Here is a 15,952-nt window from a genome sequence, read left to right as displayed (position 1 = left end):
GCGCCGTCCAGAGGAGGGCGCGCCGCTTTTTCGTTTATGCCTTTATCGGCCGTTATTTGACGCGTGGTTAGCGCTTACCGGGCCACCAGCAAACTCTCCGCGAATCCCCACTCATCCTCGATCCATTGATGGCTGCACACGAAGCCGGCGCCATCGGCGATCGCGGGCAATTCTTCCGCGCGATACTTGTGGCTGCTTTCGGTCCAGATCGTCTCGCCTTCCTTCAGCGACACCGTCAGCTTTGCGGCGCGCACGTGAGCGGTGATATCGCGCTTCGCGCGCAGATGCATCTCGATGCTGCGCGCGTCCGGATTGAAGCGCGCGACGTGCTCGAACTCATCGAGCGGAAAGTCGCCGTCGAGTTCGCGGTTGACGCGCGCGAGCAGGTTCAGATTGAACGACGCGGTCACGCCGATCGCGTCGTCGTAGGCTGCGACCAGCACCGGCGTCGGTTTGATCAGATCGGTGCCGAGCAGCAGCGCGTCGCCGGGCGCGAGCATGTTGCGGATCTCGCGCAGAAAACGCGTCGCCGCGAGCCTGCCGAAGTTGCCGATCGTGCTGCCGAGGAACAGCACGAGCAAGCGGTCGCCGGGCGCGCGCTGCCGGCTCACTTCGGCGAGACCGGCCAGATAGTCGCGCTCATAACCGACGATCGAAATCCGCTCGATGTCACCGAGTTCGCGCCGGCACAACTGCAAAGCACTGCGCGAAATTTCAATCGGGCAGTAGGAAGTAGGGCGTTTTTTACACAGCGCCTCGAGAATGCGCCGCGTTTTGCGGCCGCTGCCGCTGCCGAGTTCGGCGACCGTGACGTCATGCGGCAAATGCTCGACGATGTCGGCCGCGTGCTTCGCGAGCAGACGTTCTTCGGCGCGCGTGACGCCATATTCCGGTAATACGGTAATCACTTCAAAAAGTGCGGAACCGACCTCGTCGTACAGATACTTCGACGGCAGCTCTTTTTGCGGCGTATGGGTGAGGCCGGCGTACACGTCGGCGGCGAAGGCGCGACGCAGTTCGGAAGGCGAGTTGCTGAGCGATAGGGCTGGCTGGGTCATGCTGGCTCCAGTAGTCACATTCGATGAGCGGGATTGCTGCCGGGCGGTGGCATGCGCGATGAAACGCAGTTGAGGCATGCCGTGGGCGAGATGCGCGGACGGTGATTCGTGGCGGCCTGACAGACTGCGCTCGAGGCTGCATTCGCCGACCCGGCTCGTGGGTGCTGCTCGTTGCGTGCCGCTGTGGACGTCGTTGTCGCGAATGGTGCGGCCACAGCGTGCAAAACTTGGGTAGCAAGATTCGCGCGAGGCGGGGACGAACCGGAAATGGCTTCGCCGGCCGCGGCGCACAGAGTTATGTTCTAGTGCATCGACACGCGACGCGCACGACTAATTGCGGCCGACTGACGAAAAAGCGCAAGCCCGTTGGCGAATAACCCGTCTAGAATGCCCGTTTTCCTACGATTTTGCACCGCCGCTTCAGAACAACAACGCAGCGTCTGCCGCTTTGCCCGCGTGGCCGCCTGCTCACGAGACATCATATTCATGACGACAACGAACGCCGCGAGCCTGCGTCGCGCGCCGCAAGCCCACGCGTCACACCGATCCCCGACCGCGCAATGAATCACAACGACTTCAGGCGCGGGATCGCATTGTCGGTCGGCGCGTCGGCGATGTTCGCATTATTGTCCGCTTACGCGACGCTGCTCAAACCGCTGTCAGGCCTCGACATCTTCGCGTGGCGCATCGTGTGGACCGTGCCTGGCGCGCTGCTGCTCGTCGCGGTGCGCAAGCGCCTGCCGATTCTGCGCGCGCTCGTTGTCCAAATGATGACGCAGCCGAAGCTCGGTGCCGCGATGGCCGTGGCTGCGGGCCTGCTCGGCGTACAGCTGTGGCTGTTTCTGTGGGCGCCGCTGCATGGGCGCATGCTCGAAGTGTCGCTCGGCTATTTCCTGCTGCCGCTCGTGATGGTGCTGGTCGGGCGCTTCCACTATCGCGAGCGGCTCGACACGTTGCAGTGGCTCGCGGTCGCGTGCGCGGCGGTTGGCGTCGCTCACGAACTGTGGGTGACGGGTGCGTTCTCGTGGCCGACGCTCGTCGTCGCGCTCGGTTATCCGCCTTATTTCGTGGTGCGTCGTCAGATCAATCAGGATTCGCTCGCGATGTTCACCGTCGAAATGGCGTTACTGCTGCCGGTGGCCGCCGTGTGCATTCTCAGCGGCGGCTCGCTGCAAGCGATCGCCGGTCGCGCCGAAATGTGGTGTCTGCTATTGCCGGGACTCGGTGCGTTGAGCACGCTCGCGCTCGCTTCGTATCTGAAGGCGAGCCGACTGTTGCCGGTCGCGTTGTTCGGCATCCTCGGCTACGTCGAGCCGGTGCTACTCGTGTTCGTGTCGATCACGCTGCTGCGCGAAACGCTGAGCGTCGCGCAACTCGCGACCTATGTGCCGATCTGGATTGCCGTCGCGCTAACCGCGCTGCACAGCGTGCGCTTCGTTCGGTTCGCGTCGAACTGAACTACGGCGCTCGCTCAGCGATGCGCGTCGGGCCTACCTCAGCCTCGATCGCATCGCGCAGCTCGGGACGCCAGCCGACACCGAACAGCGCTTCGGCGAGCACGAATAGCGGGCCGATCAACAGGCCGATCACGTCGTCGACGAATGCCGGCTTGCGATGTTCGTAGGCCACGTGGCCGACGAACTGGAACACCCAGCCGACCACGAACAGCCCAATGCCGGTCGCGAGCCACGCGAGCGTCGTTTGCGCGGCGATCCACTCGCCGAACGCGATGCAGAGCGCCGAGACGCAGGCCATCAGCACGCCGAGCGGCACGTCGAGCGCGAGGTAGTAGACGGTCGCCGCCACGAACAGCAGCCACGCGGGCGACAACGTGACCGGGAATATCCCGGCGCCAAACGACGGGCGGCTCAGCAACACCGCGAGCGCGAGCACGATCATCGGAATGCCGACGAAGTGCGTGGCGATATTGCGCCGGTCGCGATGGTAGGCCGCGTATTGCGTCAGTTGCTGCGTCAGCGTTCTCATCAGTGCCGCTCCTGTGTCAAAGTCAGCATAATCGCGCGCAGCGGATTTTCAAACCATCGGGTAGCCGACAATCAGCAACGACCGTCCACGGATACCGTCCATGACAGAGCGTTCTTCATCGAAGGAGCTTGCCAGGCTGCTTGAACGCAGCGCGTGGTTTCGCGCCGCGCCAGCCGAGCTGCGGGTGCAATTGCTCGACGCGGGGCGCGTCGAATCTCTCGCGGCAGGTCAGCGGCTTTTCACGCGCGGCGCTGCCGACGACGGCCTGTACTGCGTGCTCGACGGCCTCGTCAGAATCGGCGCGGCGAGTTCGACCGGCAAGGAAGCGTTGCTCGCGGTGATCGAGCCGGTGAACTGGTTTGGCGAGATCGCGCTGTTCGACGATCGATCGCGCACCCACGACGCCTATGCCGAACGCGATACCGCGCTGTTTCATGTGCCGCGCGCGGCGCTCGCCGCGTTGCTCGAGCGCACGCCGGCTTACTGGCATGCGTTCGGTCTGCTGCTCGCGCACAAGTTGCGTCTGGCGTTCGAGGCGATCGAGGAAGCCGCGCTATTGCCGGCCGCACCGCGTGTCGCGCGGCGCCTGTTGCTGATGGCGGGCGGCTATGGCGAACCCGGCGCATTGCGCAACGTGCTGAAGGTCCCGCAGGAAGACCTGGCGATGATGCTCGCGTTGTCGCGGCAGACGATCAATCAGGTGCTCAAGCACTTCGAGACGCAGGGCGCGTTGAAGCTGCGCTATGCGGAGATCGAAATCGTCGATGCCGACAAGCTGCGTGAACAGTCTCTCGTCGAGCGCATTTAACGCGCGCTCGGGTGGCTGACGCGACGTTTCAATGGACCGATCGTCGCGGCGGGCAACGTGGTGAGCAGCATGTGCAACGTGAAGTGGAGATCTTCGCGCGCGATGTCGAGTTGCACGCGGTCTTCTTCGCGCACGGTTTCCGTGTTGATTACATAGACGCCGAGCGGCGAATGAAGCAGTGCGCGCAAGTGAGCGTGCGGCAGCGTCACGAGTAGAGCCGCGCGCGCCGACGGAAACGGAATGACGTTGCTGTGTTGAACCTGCTTGCTGGCAGGTTGCGGCGAGAGCTTGTCGAGCGATTGGGTAAGAGCCATGTGATGCGGCGTTCGTGCGACGCGATGGTGAATTGGAACGATTCGAGAGTAGTCGTCCGCGAGTAAAGACGGTGCAAAAATTCGCGCGTTTGTCGGCAAAAAGATACGACGGGGAATGACACGCGGCATAAAAAAAGGCGAGTCATAAGACTCGCCCTCCCTGAACGGCACAGTCCGGCTTCGATCAACTTCTATTTGAACAGCACCTGCATGGCCGGTCAGCGCCGAAACCGATCACGTGTTATTGCGTTTTGGTCGTGTCGGCTTGTGCGCCGTCGGCTTTCGCCGGGGCAGTGCTGGCCTCTTTCGCACTCTCCGTTTTAGTCTTCGCTGCGCTCGTTTCGACGGCATTTTTGGCCGTGGACTTGTGGGCCTTCTTCGTATGGGCGGAAGTCTTTTTCACGTGCTTTTGCGTAGCGGCTTCGGCAGGCGCTTTCGTTGCGGTCGCGCCGGCTTGTACCGCGGTGCTTGCCTTCAGATTCGCCTGGCCGGTGGCTGGCAACTGCGTGGTTTGCGCGGGTTGTGCGGCAGACGGTGCGGCCGTTTGAGCAAAGGCGGTCGACACGAGCAGTGCGGAAGCAACAGCGGCGAACAGCGTCTTCATGATGTGACTCCAGGTTGAATCGGTGGATTCGTTTGTCGCGGCTGAATCATTTCAGCGCTGCCGGTTTAACGTAGGGCGGAATACAGGAGTTGACGCCGCGCTGGTGACAAAACGTAAGTAGTGCGTCAGGGCGGATACATGTTGCGACTCACAAAGCGAATCCCCGGAAAGACGCCACGCTCAATGAAGACGCGACCGCGGTCTTGCCGAGCAATTGCGCTAAAGCCTCCGGCGAGACCGCTGGGCTAAACAGGAAACCCTGGGCCACCGTGCATCCGTGACGGACCAGAAACTCGCGCTGGACATCGAGCTCGACCCCTTCAGCGACGACATCGAAGCTCAGCGTTTCAGCAATCGCGATGATGGCAAGCGACAGAGCTTCAAGTTCCTTGTCTCTGCCGATTTCGCAAACGAAGGCGCGATCGATCTTGATGCGGTCGACGCTAAAGCGTTTCAGATAGCTGAGGCTCGAATAACCGGTGCCGAAGTCGTCGATAGCGATGGACACACCGAGTTCGCGCAGTTCGCGAAAAGCCCGTTGCGCTTCTTCAGCGTTGCGCATCAATGTGCCCTCGGTGACTTCGAGCTCCAGCAGTTCGGCGGGCCAATGGGCATCGTCGAGTGCCGAGCGCACTACACCTGGAAGGTCCGCCCGTTCGAGTTGAAGTGGCGAAACATTGACCGATATGCGCACGGGCGGAAGCCCCGAGCGTACCCATGCGCTCGCCTGCAGACACGCCTGCCGCAATACCCACGTGCCGATGCTCTGGATCAGACCGGTTTCTTCGGCAAGCGGGATGAAGACGGCCGGCGAGACTTCACCGAGTTCGTCGTCGTGCCACCGCAAAAGTGCCTCGGCACCGACGATACATCCGGTTTTCATGTCGAATTGCGGCTGATACGCCAGATACAACTCATTGGCTTTCGCCGCGCGCCGCAGTCGCGTCGTGAGCCGCAACTTCTCGGCGGCCGCCCGGCTCAGCTCCGGTTCGTAGAATTGATAGCCGTTTCTCCCGCGCGATTTCGCCACGTACAACGCGGCATCGGCATTTCGCGTGAGCAGTTCCGGCTGGGCGCCGTCTTGTGGAAAAGTACTGACGCCGATGCTTGCTTCGAGATAAAGCTCGTGCTCGCCGATGCGATACGGCTCGCTCATCTCGTGAATCAGCGTGTCCAGCATTTCGGTGAGTTGCTTCGCGTCGGCCCGTTCCGCGACGATGACGAATTCATCGCCCCCGTAACGTGCGACGAAATCCGTCGCGCGCAGCAGACGCTGAAGCCTTCGCGCCACGGCTTGTAGCAGCAAATCGCCAATGCGGTGTCCGAGCGAATCGTTGACGTCCTTGAAACGATCGAGATCGAGGAACAGGACGGAAACGTTCTGACCTGTCGCTGCCGCGCGGACGAGCGACTCTGAAAGATGTTCGCCGAGCAGCACCCGGTTCGGCAGATCGGTCAGTGCGTCGTATCTGGCTTGATGCTCGAGTCTTGTGAGCGAACGACGAAGATGCGCTCCAATGCGCCCGTTCCAGTGAATCAGCGAAAGCAGCAACAAGGCCGAAGCGACGCCGCAGCTCAACAGCATGCGCGTAAACCACTTCCCATCCAACGAGGATTTGCTGACGACTAAAGCGACCTTGGCGTCGGCCGCGAGTCGTACGTCGACGACCCGGTCGAGAACGCTATAGAAATAGGCGTCGATTTGTTCGAGTCTGGGGTCGCCCACTGCCACACTGCCGGGATGTTCCGCGATCTTGCGCGCAAGACCAAAGCTCAGCTCGCTAAGTCTGCCGATCATGTCGTCCAGATCCGACAGCCTCGATATGCATTCCTGATTCTCGCTGCAGCTCTCGCGCGCGTCGCGCGTCAACGCGAGCAGTTCCAGCATCGGAAAGCTATAAGCGGCGCGGTTGTAAAGCGGCACCGTTGCGATCGAGGTGTAGAGCGTCGCATGCTCATCGAGCATGACTTGCTGAACCCGGTCGAGATCATGGCGCAGCCGCCCGGAAGCCTGGATCGTCCGAAGCGAACTGTCCTGCTCGCTGCTCTGGCGGATTGCGAGGAAGGTACTCGTCGCAATGACAGCGAGAATGGCAAGTACGGCTATGACAGTACCGGCTTTGCGCGTTGCTTCCTGTCCCAAGGCGCGTCCCTTTCCGTCAACCCGGCGCGGACGAACACCGACCCGCCCGGATAGTGAATGTTTAGGTGGCTGCATGACTTGCCTTAGGGCGCTCCGGATCTGCCTGTAACGGCGCGCTATGGGTCTGCTTATCCGCTTATCGATCGGCAAATTCCACGCGGTTGCGCCCGCTTCGCTTGGCGCGGTACAGAGCCGCATCGGCGAGGCCATATGCGGTGTCGAAACAGGTTCCGACCTCGTTGATGCTGACGCCAAAGCTGGCCGTGATGCGGCGCTCGACGGGTGGAACGACCAGCGAGTCACTGATGGCTTCTCGCATGCGCTCGGCAAGAATGGCACCGCTGGCCGGTTCATGACCGGGCAGCAGGACGGTGAACTCCTCACCGCCCACTCGCCCGATGAAGCCTTGTTCTCCGACGATTCTGCGCAGACAATCGACGACCCCCGAAATGACCGCGTCTCCGGTGGGGTGGCCGTAGTCGTCGTTGATCTGCTTGAATTCGTCGATGTCGAGGATGATCATCACCGCGCTGCTGATGCGCAAGACCTTGGTGGTCCGTTCGATCACGGCACTGCGGTTCAGTACGCCCGTCAACGCGTCGTGCGATGCGCGATACGCCAACTGCTGGGCGAGCGCCTGCATCTCGCGTTCGGCCCGGTCGCTGCGGTCGATCAGGCGCCGTGTCTCGCGCATCAGGCGCTGGAAGTGCTCGATCAGTTCGCCCAACGACTGGCGATACTCCGCGGGGTCCGCATCGATGATCGAATGCATGGCCCGAGCCTTTGCCAGCGCGGTGCTTTCGTTCTGGAACAGATCGGGTGCGCCACCCGAGGACACGTCAAGGGAAGAGGTCGAACGCACTTTACTTTCCCTGCTGCGCAATGGGACGATCGGTGAACTCGATCGCGCGGAAATCGGCTTTCAGTTCTTCACCGAATTCGGCAATGGTCTCGTCTTCCTCGTCGCGATACCAGTTCATCGACACGCGGCTTCCCGATTCCGCCGCCTGATCGAGCGCGTCGAAGATGCTGAACAGCATTTTGGTACTCGAGCTATTGAAGTACGTCAGCGCGACGTCGATAGTGATCTCGGCCCCGGCGTTCGCGGCGAGGTATTTGCGCATCTGCTCGATGATCGGCGCGTAAAAGGCGGCTGCGTTTTCGGGGTAAGACTCTCCCCTGATCGACAACGCGTGTTGGTCGAAGCGAAAATCGACTTCGGGCGACGTCGTCGTCGCGGGGATGTGTAGGTTTTCCATTGTTCGTGTGCCTTCCTGCTCAGATGATGGCCATGAGGCAAAACAGCGTGGTGCCCGGTTCGCCGGCACGCGGATGAAAAGCGAATTCAAGCGGCGCGCTCGCATCGCGCGCCATCGTCAGGAAGCCGAGCCCGGCGCCCTTGCTGTCTTTCGGAGCATCGGTGCGCAATGAAACCTTGTACGCTTGCTTGATTTCTTCGAGTGACATGTTGCGCAGAGGCTCCAACCTGCTTCGCAGGTCCTCGACTTCGGCGGTCGCGATGGGATTGACGCACAACATTACGTGATGTTCGCCGTGCCTGGAGATGCACACCGCGCCCTCGCGTATCTCACCTGCCCGTTCGCCACCGGGCTCCAGCGCGTTCGACGAGTAATGAACGATGTTCTGTGCCAGCTCGATAAAGGACGAGAAGAGTTTGCGGCGAGTAGGACCGCTGACGCCGGCGACTTCGAGCTGCAGTTTCACGACTTCGCCCATCGACGCGACGATGTTATGGGAGAAGTAGCCCTTGTGATAGAAGAGCACGTTGCGCCGCTGCGCGAGTTCGAAAAAGGCGCTGTCTTGTTCTAGTAGTTGGGACATTCTGGGAATTCACTAAATGCGGGCACAGAAAAGCGTGACGTCGTCACGGCGCGATTGCTTGCCTTGCCACTCCGCGAGCGCGAGCCGGACGCGCTCGCAAATCGTCGCTGGAGTTTCGGCGCGGTTTTCGAGTATCAGGTCGAGCGCACGGCGCCGGCCGAAAGAAATGTTGCGCGGGCCGCCGATCTGATCGGCGAGGCCGTCGGTATAGATGAACAGGAGGCTGCCCGCCGTGACCGGAATCGAACGCAAGCTCCACGCATAGTCGGCGCGACTGTCCACATAACCGACACCCATGCGGTCGGCGTCGATCGTTTCAAACTCCGCGGCATCGGGCGACAGGATGTGCAGAGCGATCCTCGCGCCGGCAAAATGCAGCACGCTCTCCGTGGCGTCGAACCAGAAGAGTGCGGTATCCAGACCGTCGTTGGATTGGGTTCCTTCGTCGGCACTGTTCACTTGCCCAAGCAAGCCCTTGACGTTTTGATTGACGGCCGCCAGTAACGCGGCGGGGTCGCGCGGACCGATCTGTTCGAGCGCCTTCGACAGTGACGCCGAAGCAAGCAAGGTCATGAAGGCGCCCGGTACGCCATGTCCGGTGCAATCGGCAACAGCGCCAAACCAGCCGTTCGCAAAGGCCGCGAAATGATAGAAGTCGCCGCCGACGACGTCGCGAGGTTCCCAGACCATCGCCGCGTCGCGCAGCTTCATCGACAGGGTCTCGCTGGAAGCACGCAACATGGCGCGCTGTATCACGCTGGCGTACTCGATACTCTGCATGATCTGGCGGTTCTTCTCCGCCTGCATTTCCGCGACCGCACTGATAAGCTGCAGACCACTGCCGAGACCCGAGAAGAGTCCGTCACGTGTCACGATGAAACCATCGACCAGCGCTTTTTCTCCGGCCTCGACGGTCCTGAACGTCAGCGCTTCGATGCTCACGTCGGCGTCGACGATGAGCGGTTCCTTGTCCATGAACGCGATGCAACTCTTCTTGTCGTAAAGCTCTCGATGGAACGGCTTGCTCATTTGCGACATGAAGATATCGCGGTTGATCAGGCCGATGGGACGGTGGTCGTCGATGACAGCGAGACTCTGCATGTCGCGGCGCGCCGAGAAGATCTCCATGACCACGGAGTTGGGATCTTCAACGTCTACGGATGGAACTCCCTGGCACAAGTCTCCGGCAGTGCGCGGATTACCCTGTGCGGAAGAACGGCGAAATCTCGAGAACGCAGCATGCATGGAGACGCCAGTCGATGTGTGAAGAAACCTCGCACGCTAAGGTTTCTCTATGTACATTATGTGACAGAGGGGAGGCGATCCGCTCTATTGGCGCGAGATTAGAAAACTAGCGGTCACGCAAAGGTTTGCGTGACCGACATCAGTAAAAATTGCGATCTGCGAGGTTGCGCAAATGCAACGCCGCCGAATCCGTTATTGAAACGGGTTCTGCACGATACCCGGTTTAGCATCCGGCTCGTCCTGCACCTTTGCCGGTAAATCCTTCTGCGCCTGCAGGCTCGCGACGATCGCATCGAGCGCTTCCTTCAACGCGAGCGCCGCCTTCAGTCCGCGTTGATCGCGCGTCAATTCGAGCGTGCCGTTCAGCACGACACGCGTCGTGCCATTGCTGAGCGTGAGCGCATCGCCTTGAATGTTGAGCACGTCGTCATCGTTCGAATAGGGCTTAAACACCTTTCAGTCCTCCTGGCCGCTGGTCCTTGAGGTTGTCCGGAATGCCCGGAAAGCGGATGCCCGACATCGCTTCGATTTCGTGAATCGTGTGGATGTCGTAGCGGTTGGTCGCTACATTATCAACCACGACTGCGAAGGCCAGTTGACGCGACGGCACGTAGACGACCTTGTACAACTGGGTGGGCACGAACACGCGCGTCGGTCCGATCGTCTGCAATTGCTGGCCGGTGAACAGCGGTCCGGTGACGACGTACGTGTCGTCGTAGGCGAGTGCGATCTTGCGCACGGCGGTTTCGATGCGTGCCCACAATCGTTGGTTATTCTGACGATTTTGCGGCACGATGTTCGCGAGCGAGAACGATTGCGCCATCGCCTCGTCGTTCCACCGATTACCCGCCGGACTCATATGACCGCGATCGAAGCCGCTGCGTTTGTAGTCGGCGAGTGTCGCGCCTTCGCCTTCGGGCAGACGCGCGTCTTCGAAGAACTTGTTGGTGCGCACCATGTCCTTCGCTTCTTCGATGTGCTCACGCGTCAGATGCTCGGCAGACCACAGCGGACCGTGCGTGATACCCGAATGCAGCACCGCGAAATCGCTATAACAAAGCAGGCGCGTTTTCGGCGCCATCTTCTGATTGGTGAGGACGGGCCATTGCGCATTCGGTGTGAATCCGGTGCAGGAAGGCGCCGCGCTCGCATGAGCGGCGACGGCGAGTAACAGACAGGCAAGCCACTTCTTCATGTGTCGGTGGTTCGATGAACGGGGACGCAAGTATAGCGTCGTGGCCCGCATCGAGCGACTGCACAATTCGAATCGAAGGAAGGGAATTGGAAACGGCAGAGGCGGCGTGCGCCGGACAAAAAAGTGGGCCGCTTTGCAGCGACCCGAATGCGTGGACTTCCGAATCTACGCACGCAATCTTAAGAATGTCTTAAGGCTTTGCGATATCGCGGCACGTTATGTTCGATTGCGCACGAACAGATTTACGCGTACGAACAGGCTCGTGCAATGAGCCGGAAGTTTCGACCGGAAAAGAGAAATGCGATGAATCGCGCCAGAACTTAATTACCGAACACGCTGTTTTCAGCGTGCACTTTTTGACGATCCACCGCCTGCAAACGCCAGAAGCCGCTAGTCGCCTTGCGTGTTGGCAGCGCGGTCCATGCAGCGGCGCCTTGCGCGGCGCTCACTCGCTCCTTGCGATCGACGTGCAGACCGCGCAACGTACAAAGCGGCGCGTCGGCGCTCGGTGCGCACAGCGTGGTCACGCCGTTTTCGTCGCGCAGTTCGCCCCATGGGGGCAGGTCGATCCCTTGATGCGCTTCTCTCGACCACCGATGTTCATCGGTATCGAGCCAGAGCACAGCGTAATCATGGCTTACGGTGGGATCGGAACCGTTAATCAGGATGGTCAGCCGCATATCAGTTCCGTTCATAAATTGCGAAGCGCTTTATCAGTCTAGGCGGCGCGGCGCTTTATGCAAGACAAAGGCATGACGTGCGAATGGAAAATCAAGTCGCCAAAAGGTGTGGCGAGGTACGGTGAATCCTTACTGCGCCGCGGCGTACGCGATATGCATGCAGTAACGACCACAGGCAGACCGCGAGCCGCGGCAAATCAACGCAGCCGAGAGGCGCTCAAGCGAGATCGAGCGAGGCGGTCAGATCGCCGAGCGGCGCGAGTCCGTTGCTTGCGAATGCCTTGTCGCGCGCGACCACGCCATCGAGTGGCGCGAGTCCATGCACACGGTTAATGAAACGCAGAATCGAGTTCGTGTCGTACACCGTGTGATCGACATAAGCCTTCTTCGCCAGCGGCGAGATCACGAGCGCGGGAACGCGCGAACCCGGACCCCAGCGATCGCCGATCGGCGGCGCGACGTGGTCCCACCAGCCGCCGTTCTCGTCGACGGTGACGATCACGACCGTGTTCTGCCATTGCGGGCCGCGCTGGATGTGCTCGATCAGCGTCGCGATGTGACGGTCGCCCGAGGCGACGTCCGCATAGCCCGCGTGCATGTTCAGGTCGCCCTGCGGTTTATAGAACGTCACGGTCGGCAAACGTCCCGCGTCGATGTCGGCAATCAGGCGATTGGTCGACGCGTCGTTACCCATGCCGCCGTCGCGCAGATAGCGGCGGCGCGCGGCGGTGCCCGGCGCGTAATTGGCGAAGTAGTTAAACGGCTGATGGTGGTACTGGAAGTCGGGCATCGACCCCGTATCGCGATGATCGAGCGCGAATTGCCACGCGCCGCTGTACCACGCCCAGTCGATGCCCTTGCCGGTCAGCCGGTCGCCGATCGTCGCGTAATTCTGCGGCGGCATCACCCGCGGGTTCGACGGATCCGCGAAAGCCGGGTCGCCGCCTTCGGCCGGACGCACGCTGCTCGGCTGATAGGGCGGCGCCATCGTGTTGACTGCGTAGCCGTCGGCGGTGAAAGCGCCGTCATTGACGAACTTCGGCGGACCGTCGAGCGCCGACGCAGGCGAATTGGGCGCGAGCTTCAAACGGGTGCCGGTCGGATCGTCGCCTTCCACGACCGACACCATCTTCTTCGCCGGACTGTTGTGGATGTCCGGATAGTAGGGCGCCTGCGCCGAGATCAGGAAGATATGGTTCAGCCAGGAGCCGCCAAAGGCGGCCATGAAAAAGTTGTCGCACAGCGTGTACTGCTGCGCGAGATTCCACAGACGCAGCGTGTCGGCGGAATTGCGGTAGTGCCCCATCACAAGGCCGCCGGAATCACCCCACGCGGCGAACTGGTTGTTGCGCCCCGCGTTGATCTGCATCTGGTTCTGATAGAAGCGATGGATGAGGTCGCGCGTGATCACGCCGGTCGGCAGCGGCGCGCCGTGCGCATCGACGATGCGGAACGGCCGGTTGCGCAGATGATCGAGATCCTTTTCGCCGATCATGTAGCGCTTGCCGTCCACTTCCTGCGCCTGCGGCACGAGCCCGCCCCAGATCGCCGGCAGCCGCGGCAGCGGCGTCTTGCCATCGCGGTCGAGCTGGACGTATTGCTCGGCGGTGACCGCGTCGAGCGGATGCTGGACGCCCGGGTAGTTGCTGTACAGGTTCGCGAAGCTGCGATTCTCCGCGTAGATCACCACGATGTTCTTCACCTGATCGTGCAGCGCGGCGTCGAGCCGCAAGTCGGCGGCGCTGCGCGGCGGCCCGTTGCCTGCGAGTCCCTCGCCTGTTTTGCAGCCGGTCAGCGCAAGGCCGAGGCCGACCGCCGCGAGACCGGTCAGTACGCGCCGGCGTTCGGGATCGTCGGGGGCGTCGTTGGTGTTATCGATTGAATCGGGGTTGTCCAGTTTCGGCGGCAGGTGAGGATCGTGGTCGGTCATCGGTGAGTTCCGAAGGAGACGTGACGGTCGCATCGGCGCCGCTCGAAGCGGCGCGCGCGACACCGGTTACGGGTCCGCCGAGGGCGGCAGGCCTCGCAGCTTTACGGCAGCCGACGCTTGACGCGCCAACTGTGATGCGTGGCATCGACGGCCAATAGTAGCCAGTGCCGTGCGTCGATCGGATGACGTTTTTGCGTCGCATAACGGTCGACGGTCAATTCGAGTTCGTCATGTGCGCGCCGATGGCAGGTGGCGTGCGCACCGGAACCGTCCGCGAATTCGACGCGCGCCTCGGCGACGTTTGACGCGCAGGCCGGCTCGGGAAGATTCGCGATGCGCACCGCGCAGCCCGGATAAAGATGCGAGTCGGCAACCTGAATCTGGACCGCGTTGGACATGACGTGGCCTCCTACGCTTGGGCGGCGCGAGCGAGCGGCTGGAATACACCGCGCCGCCGGACCGGATCAAAGCATAGCACCCCTCATGGCCGATTCGCCGCATGCTTCGCGCTATCAACCTGAATTGAACCCGATGAACCGCATAGAGACGGCAGCCAAGATGGCAAAAGAAGAGCAGACAGGAGTGGGACGCAGGCAGGCCAAACCGCGTGCGGCAGTGTATGAACGGTGCGCGCGAGAGCGCGGCGCTTGGCTATGCGGTCAGCGAGGCGTCGTTCGAGCGGGGGATTTCGGTGGTGAGCGCGCCGGTGCGTGACCAGAGCGGTAAGATCGCCGCCGCGTTGACGGTGACGATCCCGCGTTCGGATATCGGCGAGACCGCCGAGCGCGAGCCGCTGATCATCGCCGTATGCCAGGCGGCGCTGGAGCTGTCCGAGCGCCTGAGCTATCGCCCGAGGCAGGACGATCCGACCGCGATGCAGGCGCGCCGCAGATCGATTGCCGCGCATTGAGTGCGCGCTGACTTCACGGCGCAACTACTTCAAATACTTATTTCATATCTGTCGGCGAGTCCTGCTGCATTGCACAGCCGGACTCGCCGTGTCACGTCGTCAAAATCATCAGAACGACGATCTTCGCGCCGGCGATCGTGTCGAAGACGATGATCGGCGGCAACCTGGAAGTGGCGTGCTATATCCTCGCTGCTGTGCCGTTCCTCGCGGCGGTCGCGGTGCACATCCTTGGTATCGAAACCAAGGGCAAGGTGCTGGAGCAGCTCGAGGTCTGACCGGGACTGCGTGATGACCGTTTGAGCAGTAAAACGAAAGGCGCACCGGGTGGTGCGCCTTTCGTCTTTGATGAGCCTTGATGAAGCGCTGAGCGCTAAAGCGCTTTGCGATAAACCACGAAGCCGGACTTATCCGCGACCTTGTCATAGAGCTGCATCGCGGTGTGATTCGTCTCGTGCGTCTGCCAGTAGACGCGTTGCGCGCCGTCGGCTTTTGCCCGCGCATAGACGGCCTCGATCAGCGCACGGCCGACACCCTTGCCGCGCTCGCTATCGAGCGTGTACAGGTCCTGCAGATAGCAGATCGGCCCCGCCATCGTCGTATGACGGTGATAGAGAAAATGCACGATGCCCTGCAATTGCCCGGCGCGTTCCGCGACGAATGCATGCATCGGCTCGTAGCCATCGAAAAAGCGATTCCACGTGATTTGCGTGATCTCGCGCGGCAACGCGGTCTCGCCCGAGCGGCCATAAAACGCGTTGTAGGCGTCCCATAGCGGCAACCATGCATCGAAATCGTCACGGGTGACGGCGCGAATCTGCAGCGGGGCGGACATGTGGACGGTTCCTTTGGAAAGCTGTGGAACCGCCAGCATAAAAAATTTGCGACGCGATTGTTAGCTCCACCATGCTCGCAACATCTGGAGCCACGACCCGTGCGACAGCGCGATGAGCCGACGCATCACCGCATGCCGCGAGTCAGTGCTCGCGATGTTGCTTGTGACGCAGCTCGTTGCGGACCTTCTTCGCGGCGAACAGCGGCACGTAGTCGAACACGCGCGCCTCGTTCCGGAATTCGGCGAGCGTATCGGCGTACATGCGCGACACCGTTTCTGCCGGCGTGTCGGTTTCCTCGGCGATGCTTCGGACCACTTCGTCTACATTCGGCTCAGGCTGGGACATGGTCTCTCTCCGGGTAGGACGGCAGGCTGGATGGACGGTAGGAGTCCATTACAGGATGC

At 61.5% G+C, this 15,952-nt stretch carries 18 protein-coding genes and 2 pseudogenes; 4 read left to right on the top strand and 16 right to left on the bottom strand.

Going from position 1 to position 15,952, the window contains the following annotated elements; all coding sequences use genetic code 11:
* Positions 1 to 74: 74 nt before the first annotated feature.
* Entirely contained in the window at positions 75 to 1,058 is a 984-nt protein-coding gene (gene egtD / locus OKW29_RS17435; RefSeq protein ID WP_184052776.1) for an L-histidine N(alpha)-methyltransferase, read from the bottom strand.
* Between the two features lie 560 nt (positions 1,059 to 1,618).
* Between egtD and rarD the strand changes: the two genes are divergently transcribed.
* On the top strand, positions 1,619 to 2,515 hold the full coding sequence (gene rarD / locus OKW29_RS17430) for an EamA family transporter RarD (RefSeq protein WP_429291910.1): 897 nt from the start codon (positions 1,619 to 1,621) through the stop codon (positions 2,513 to 2,515).
* A gap of 1 nt (position 2,516) precedes the next feature.
* Here rarD and OKW29_RS17425 read toward each other — a convergent pair whose 3' ends face one another.
* Positions 2,517 to 3,044: a DUF962 domain-containing protein gene (locus tag OKW29_RS17425; RefSeq protein WP_429291909.1), complete on the bottom strand. Its 528-nt coding sequence runs from the start codon at positions 3,042 to 3,044 to the stop codon at positions 2,517 to 2,519.
* A 100-nt stretch (positions 3,045 to 3,144) separates the two neighbouring features.
* Here OKW29_RS17425 and OKW29_RS17420 point away from each other — a divergent pair, with 100 nt between their 5' ends.
* Positions 3,145 to 3,852 carry a Crp/Fnr family transcriptional regulator gene (locus OKW29_RS17420; protein ID WP_429291908.1) on the top strand — a complete coding sequence of 236 codons (708 nt, stop codon included), beginning with the start codon at positions 3,145 to 3,147 and terminating at the stop codon, positions 3,850 to 3,852.
* Here OKW29_RS17420 and OKW29_RS17415 read toward each other — a convergent pair.
* From OKW29_RS17415 to OKW29_RS17360, 12 genes are all read right to left on the bottom strand, one after another.
* Positions 3,849 to 4,166, bottom strand: coding sequence for a hypothetical protein (locus tag OKW29_RS17415; protein WP_187630219.1), 318 nt, complete (start codon positions 4,164 to 4,166; stop codon positions 3,849 to 3,851). The genes OKW29_RS17420 and OKW29_RS17415 overlap by 4 nt on opposite strands.
* A 241-nt stretch (positions 4,167 to 4,407) precedes the next feature.
* Entirely contained in the window at positions 4,408 to 4,770 is a 363-nt protein-coding gene (locus OKW29_RS17410) for a hypothetical protein (protein WP_090808080.1), read from the bottom strand.
* Positions 4,771 to 4,918: 148 nt separating this feature from the next.
* Positions 4,919 to 7,123 (bottom strand): putative bifunctional diguanylate cyclase/phosphodiesterase, encoded by a 2,205-nt coding sequence (locus tag OKW29_RS17405; protein ID WP_429291907.1) that lies wholly within the window; start codon positions 7,121 to 7,123, stop codon positions 4,919 to 4,921.
* The gene (locus OKW29_RS17400; RefSeq protein ID WP_429291906.1) at positions 7,050 to 7,775 is read right to left on the bottom strand and encodes a GGDEF domain-containing protein; all 726 of its coding nucleotides are present in this window, start codon (positions 7,773 to 7,775) and stop codon (positions 7,050 to 7,052) included. The genes OKW29_RS17405 and OKW29_RS17400 overlap by 74 nt, the downstream gene beginning before the upstream one ends.
* Position 7,776: 1 nt before the next feature.
* Positions 7,777 to 8,172, bottom strand: coding sequence for a DUF1987 domain-containing protein (locus OKW29_RS17395; RefSeq protein ID WP_090808074.1), 396 nt, complete (start codon positions 8,170 to 8,172; stop codon positions 7,777 to 7,779).
* Between the two features lie 19 nt (positions 8,173 to 8,191).
* On the bottom strand, positions 8,192 to 8,755 hold the full coding sequence (locus OKW29_RS17390; protein WP_429291905.1) for a SiaB family protein kinase: 564 nt from the start codon (positions 8,753 to 8,755) through the stop codon (positions 8,192 to 8,194).
* A gap of 12 nt (positions 8,756 to 8,767) precedes the next feature.
* Positions 8,768 to 9,883, bottom strand: a complete 1,116-nt coding sequence (locus OKW29_RS17385; protein ID WP_429291904.1) for a SpoIIE family protein phosphatase — start codon at positions 9,881 to 9,883, stop codon at positions 8,768 to 8,770.
* A gap of 309 nt (positions 9,884 to 10,192) precedes the next feature.
* Entirely contained in the window at positions 10,193 to 10,453 is a 261-nt protein-coding gene (locus OKW29_RS17380; protein WP_184057752.1) for a hypothetical protein, read from the bottom strand.
* The gene (locus OKW29_RS17375) at positions 10,446 to 11,195 is read right to left on the bottom strand and encodes a DNA/RNA non-specific endonuclease (protein ID WP_429291903.1); all 750 of its coding nucleotides are present in this window, start codon (positions 11,193 to 11,195) and stop codon (positions 10,446 to 10,448) included. The genes OKW29_RS17380 and OKW29_RS17375 overlap by 8 nt, the downstream gene beginning before the upstream one ends.
* Before the next feature lie 320 nt (positions 11,196 to 11,515).
* Complete coding sequence (locus OKW29_RS17370; RefSeq protein WP_429291902.1) at positions 11,516 to 11,875, bottom strand: DUF3564 domain-containing protein; 360 nt, start codon at positions 11,873 to 11,875, stop codon at positions 11,516 to 11,518.
* Between the two features lie 217 nt (positions 11,876 to 12,092).
* Entirely contained in the window at positions 12,093 to 13,805 is a 1,713-nt protein-coding gene (locus tag OKW29_RS17365) for an acid phosphatase (protein ID WP_429291901.1), read from the bottom strand.
* Positions 13,806 to 13,906: 101 nt separating this feature from the next.
* Entirely contained in the window at positions 13,907 to 14,203 is a 297-nt protein-coding gene (locus OKW29_RS17360; RefSeq protein ID WP_184030734.1) for a hypothetical protein, read from the bottom strand.
* Positions 14,204 to 14,433: 230 nt separating this feature from the next.
* On the opposite strand from OKW29_RS17360, the pseudogene OKW29_RS17355 reads away from it, so the two are divergent.
* Positions 14,434 to 14,715 (top strand): annotated as a pseudogene (locus tag OKW29_RS17355) (IclR family transcriptional regulator domain-containing protein); the annotation flags it as partial.
* Positions 14,716 to 14,834: 119 nt separating this feature from the next.
* Positions 14,835 to 14,990, top strand: a pseudogene (locus OKW29_RS17350) (MFS transporter); the annotation flags it as partial.
* A 95-nt stretch (positions 14,991 to 15,085) separates the two neighbouring features.
* Here the strand turns inward: OKW29_RS17350 and OKW29_RS17345 are convergent.
* Both OKW29_RS17345 and OKW29_RS17340 read right to left on the bottom strand, forming a co-directional pair.
* Entirely contained in the window at positions 15,086 to 15,547 is a 462-nt protein-coding gene (locus OKW29_RS17345) for a GNAT family N-acetyltransferase (RefSeq protein WP_018423974.1), read from the bottom strand.
* A 142-nt stretch (positions 15,548 to 15,689) separates the two neighbouring features.
* Positions 15,690 to 15,893, bottom strand: coding sequence for a DUF3562 domain-containing protein (locus OKW29_RS17340; RefSeq protein ID WP_184030727.1), 204 nt, complete (start codon positions 15,891 to 15,893; stop codon positions 15,690 to 15,692).
* Between the last annotated feature and the right edge of the window lie 59 nt (positions 15,894 to 15,952).

Origin of the sequence: Paraburkholderia sp. CI3 (assembly GCF_050436505.1) — a bacterium.
GTDB classification, from domain to species: domain Bacteria; phylum Pseudomonadota; class Gammaproteobacteria; order Burkholderiales; family Burkholderiaceae; genus Paraburkholderia; species Paraburkholderia tuberum.
This window is presented reverse-complemented; position numbering and strand designations above follow the sequence as displayed.

What these genes read in the sequence shown, in the direction of transcription:
- egtD (WP_184052776.1), bottom strand. Translation starts at nt 1,058, where the DNA reads ATGACCCAGCCAGCCCTATCGCTCAGCAACTCGCCTTCCGAACTGCGT.
- rarD (WP_429291910.1), top strand. Translation starts at nt 1,619, where the DNA reads ATGAATCACAACGACTTCAGGCGCGGGATCGCATTGTCGGTCGGCGCG.
- OKW29_RS17425 (WP_429291909.1), bottom strand. Translation starts at nt 3,044, where the DNA reads ATGAGAACGCTGACGCAGCAACTGACGCAATACGCGGCCTACCATCGC.
- OKW29_RS17420 (WP_429291908.1), top strand. Translation starts at nt 3,145, where the DNA reads ATGACAGAGCGTTCTTCATCGAAGGAGCTTGCCAGGCTGCTTGAACGC.
- OKW29_RS17415 (WP_187630219.1), bottom strand. Translation starts at nt 4,166, where the DNA reads ATGGCTCTTACCCAATCGCTCGACAAGCTCTCGCCGCAACCTGCCAGC.
- OKW29_RS17410 (WP_090808080.1), bottom strand. Translation starts at nt 4,770, where the DNA reads ATGAAGACGCTGTTCGCCGCTGTTGCTTCCGCACTGCTCGTGTCGACC.
- OKW29_RS17405 (WP_429291907.1), bottom strand. Translation starts at nt 7,123, where the DNA reads ATGGCCTCGCCGATGCGGCTCTGTACCGCGCCAAGCGAAGCGGGCGCA.
- OKW29_RS17395 (WP_090808074.1), bottom strand. Translation starts at nt 8,172, where the DNA reads ATGGAAAACCTACACATCCCCGCGACGACGACGTCGCCCGAAGTCGAT.
- OKW29_RS17390 (WP_429291905.1), bottom strand. Translation starts at nt 8,755, where the DNA reads ATGTCCCAACTACTAGAACAAGACAGCGCCTTTTTCGAACTCGCGCAG.
- OKW29_RS17385 (WP_429291904.1), bottom strand. Translation starts at nt 9,883, where the DNA reads ATGGAGATCTTCTCGGCGCGCCGCGACATGCAGAGTCTCGCTGTCATC.
- OKW29_RS17375 (WP_429291903.1), bottom strand. Translation starts at nt 11,195, where the DNA reads ATGAAGAAGTGGCTTGCCTGTCTGTTACTCGCCGTCGCCGCTCATGCG.
- OKW29_RS17370 (WP_429291902.1), bottom strand. Translation starts at nt 11,875, where the DNA reads ATGCGGCTGACCATCCTGATTAACGGTTCCGATCCCACCGTAAGCCAT.
- OKW29_RS17365 (WP_429291901.1), bottom strand. Translation starts at nt 13,805, where the DNA reads ATGACCGACCACGATCCTCACCTGCCGCCGAAACTGGACAACCCCGAT.
- OKW29_RS17360 (WP_184030734.1), bottom strand. Translation starts at nt 14,203, where the DNA reads ATGTCCAACGCGGTCCAGATTCAGGTTGCCGACTCGCATCTTTATCCG.
- OKW29_RS17345 (WP_018423974.1), bottom strand. Translation starts at nt 15,547, where the DNA reads ATGTCCGCCCCGCTGCAGATTCGCGCCGTCACCCGTGACGATTTCGAT.
- OKW29_RS17340 (WP_184030727.1), bottom strand. Translation starts at nt 15,893, where the DNA reads ATGTCCCAGCCTGAGCCGAATGTAGACGAAGTGGTCCGAAGCATCGCC.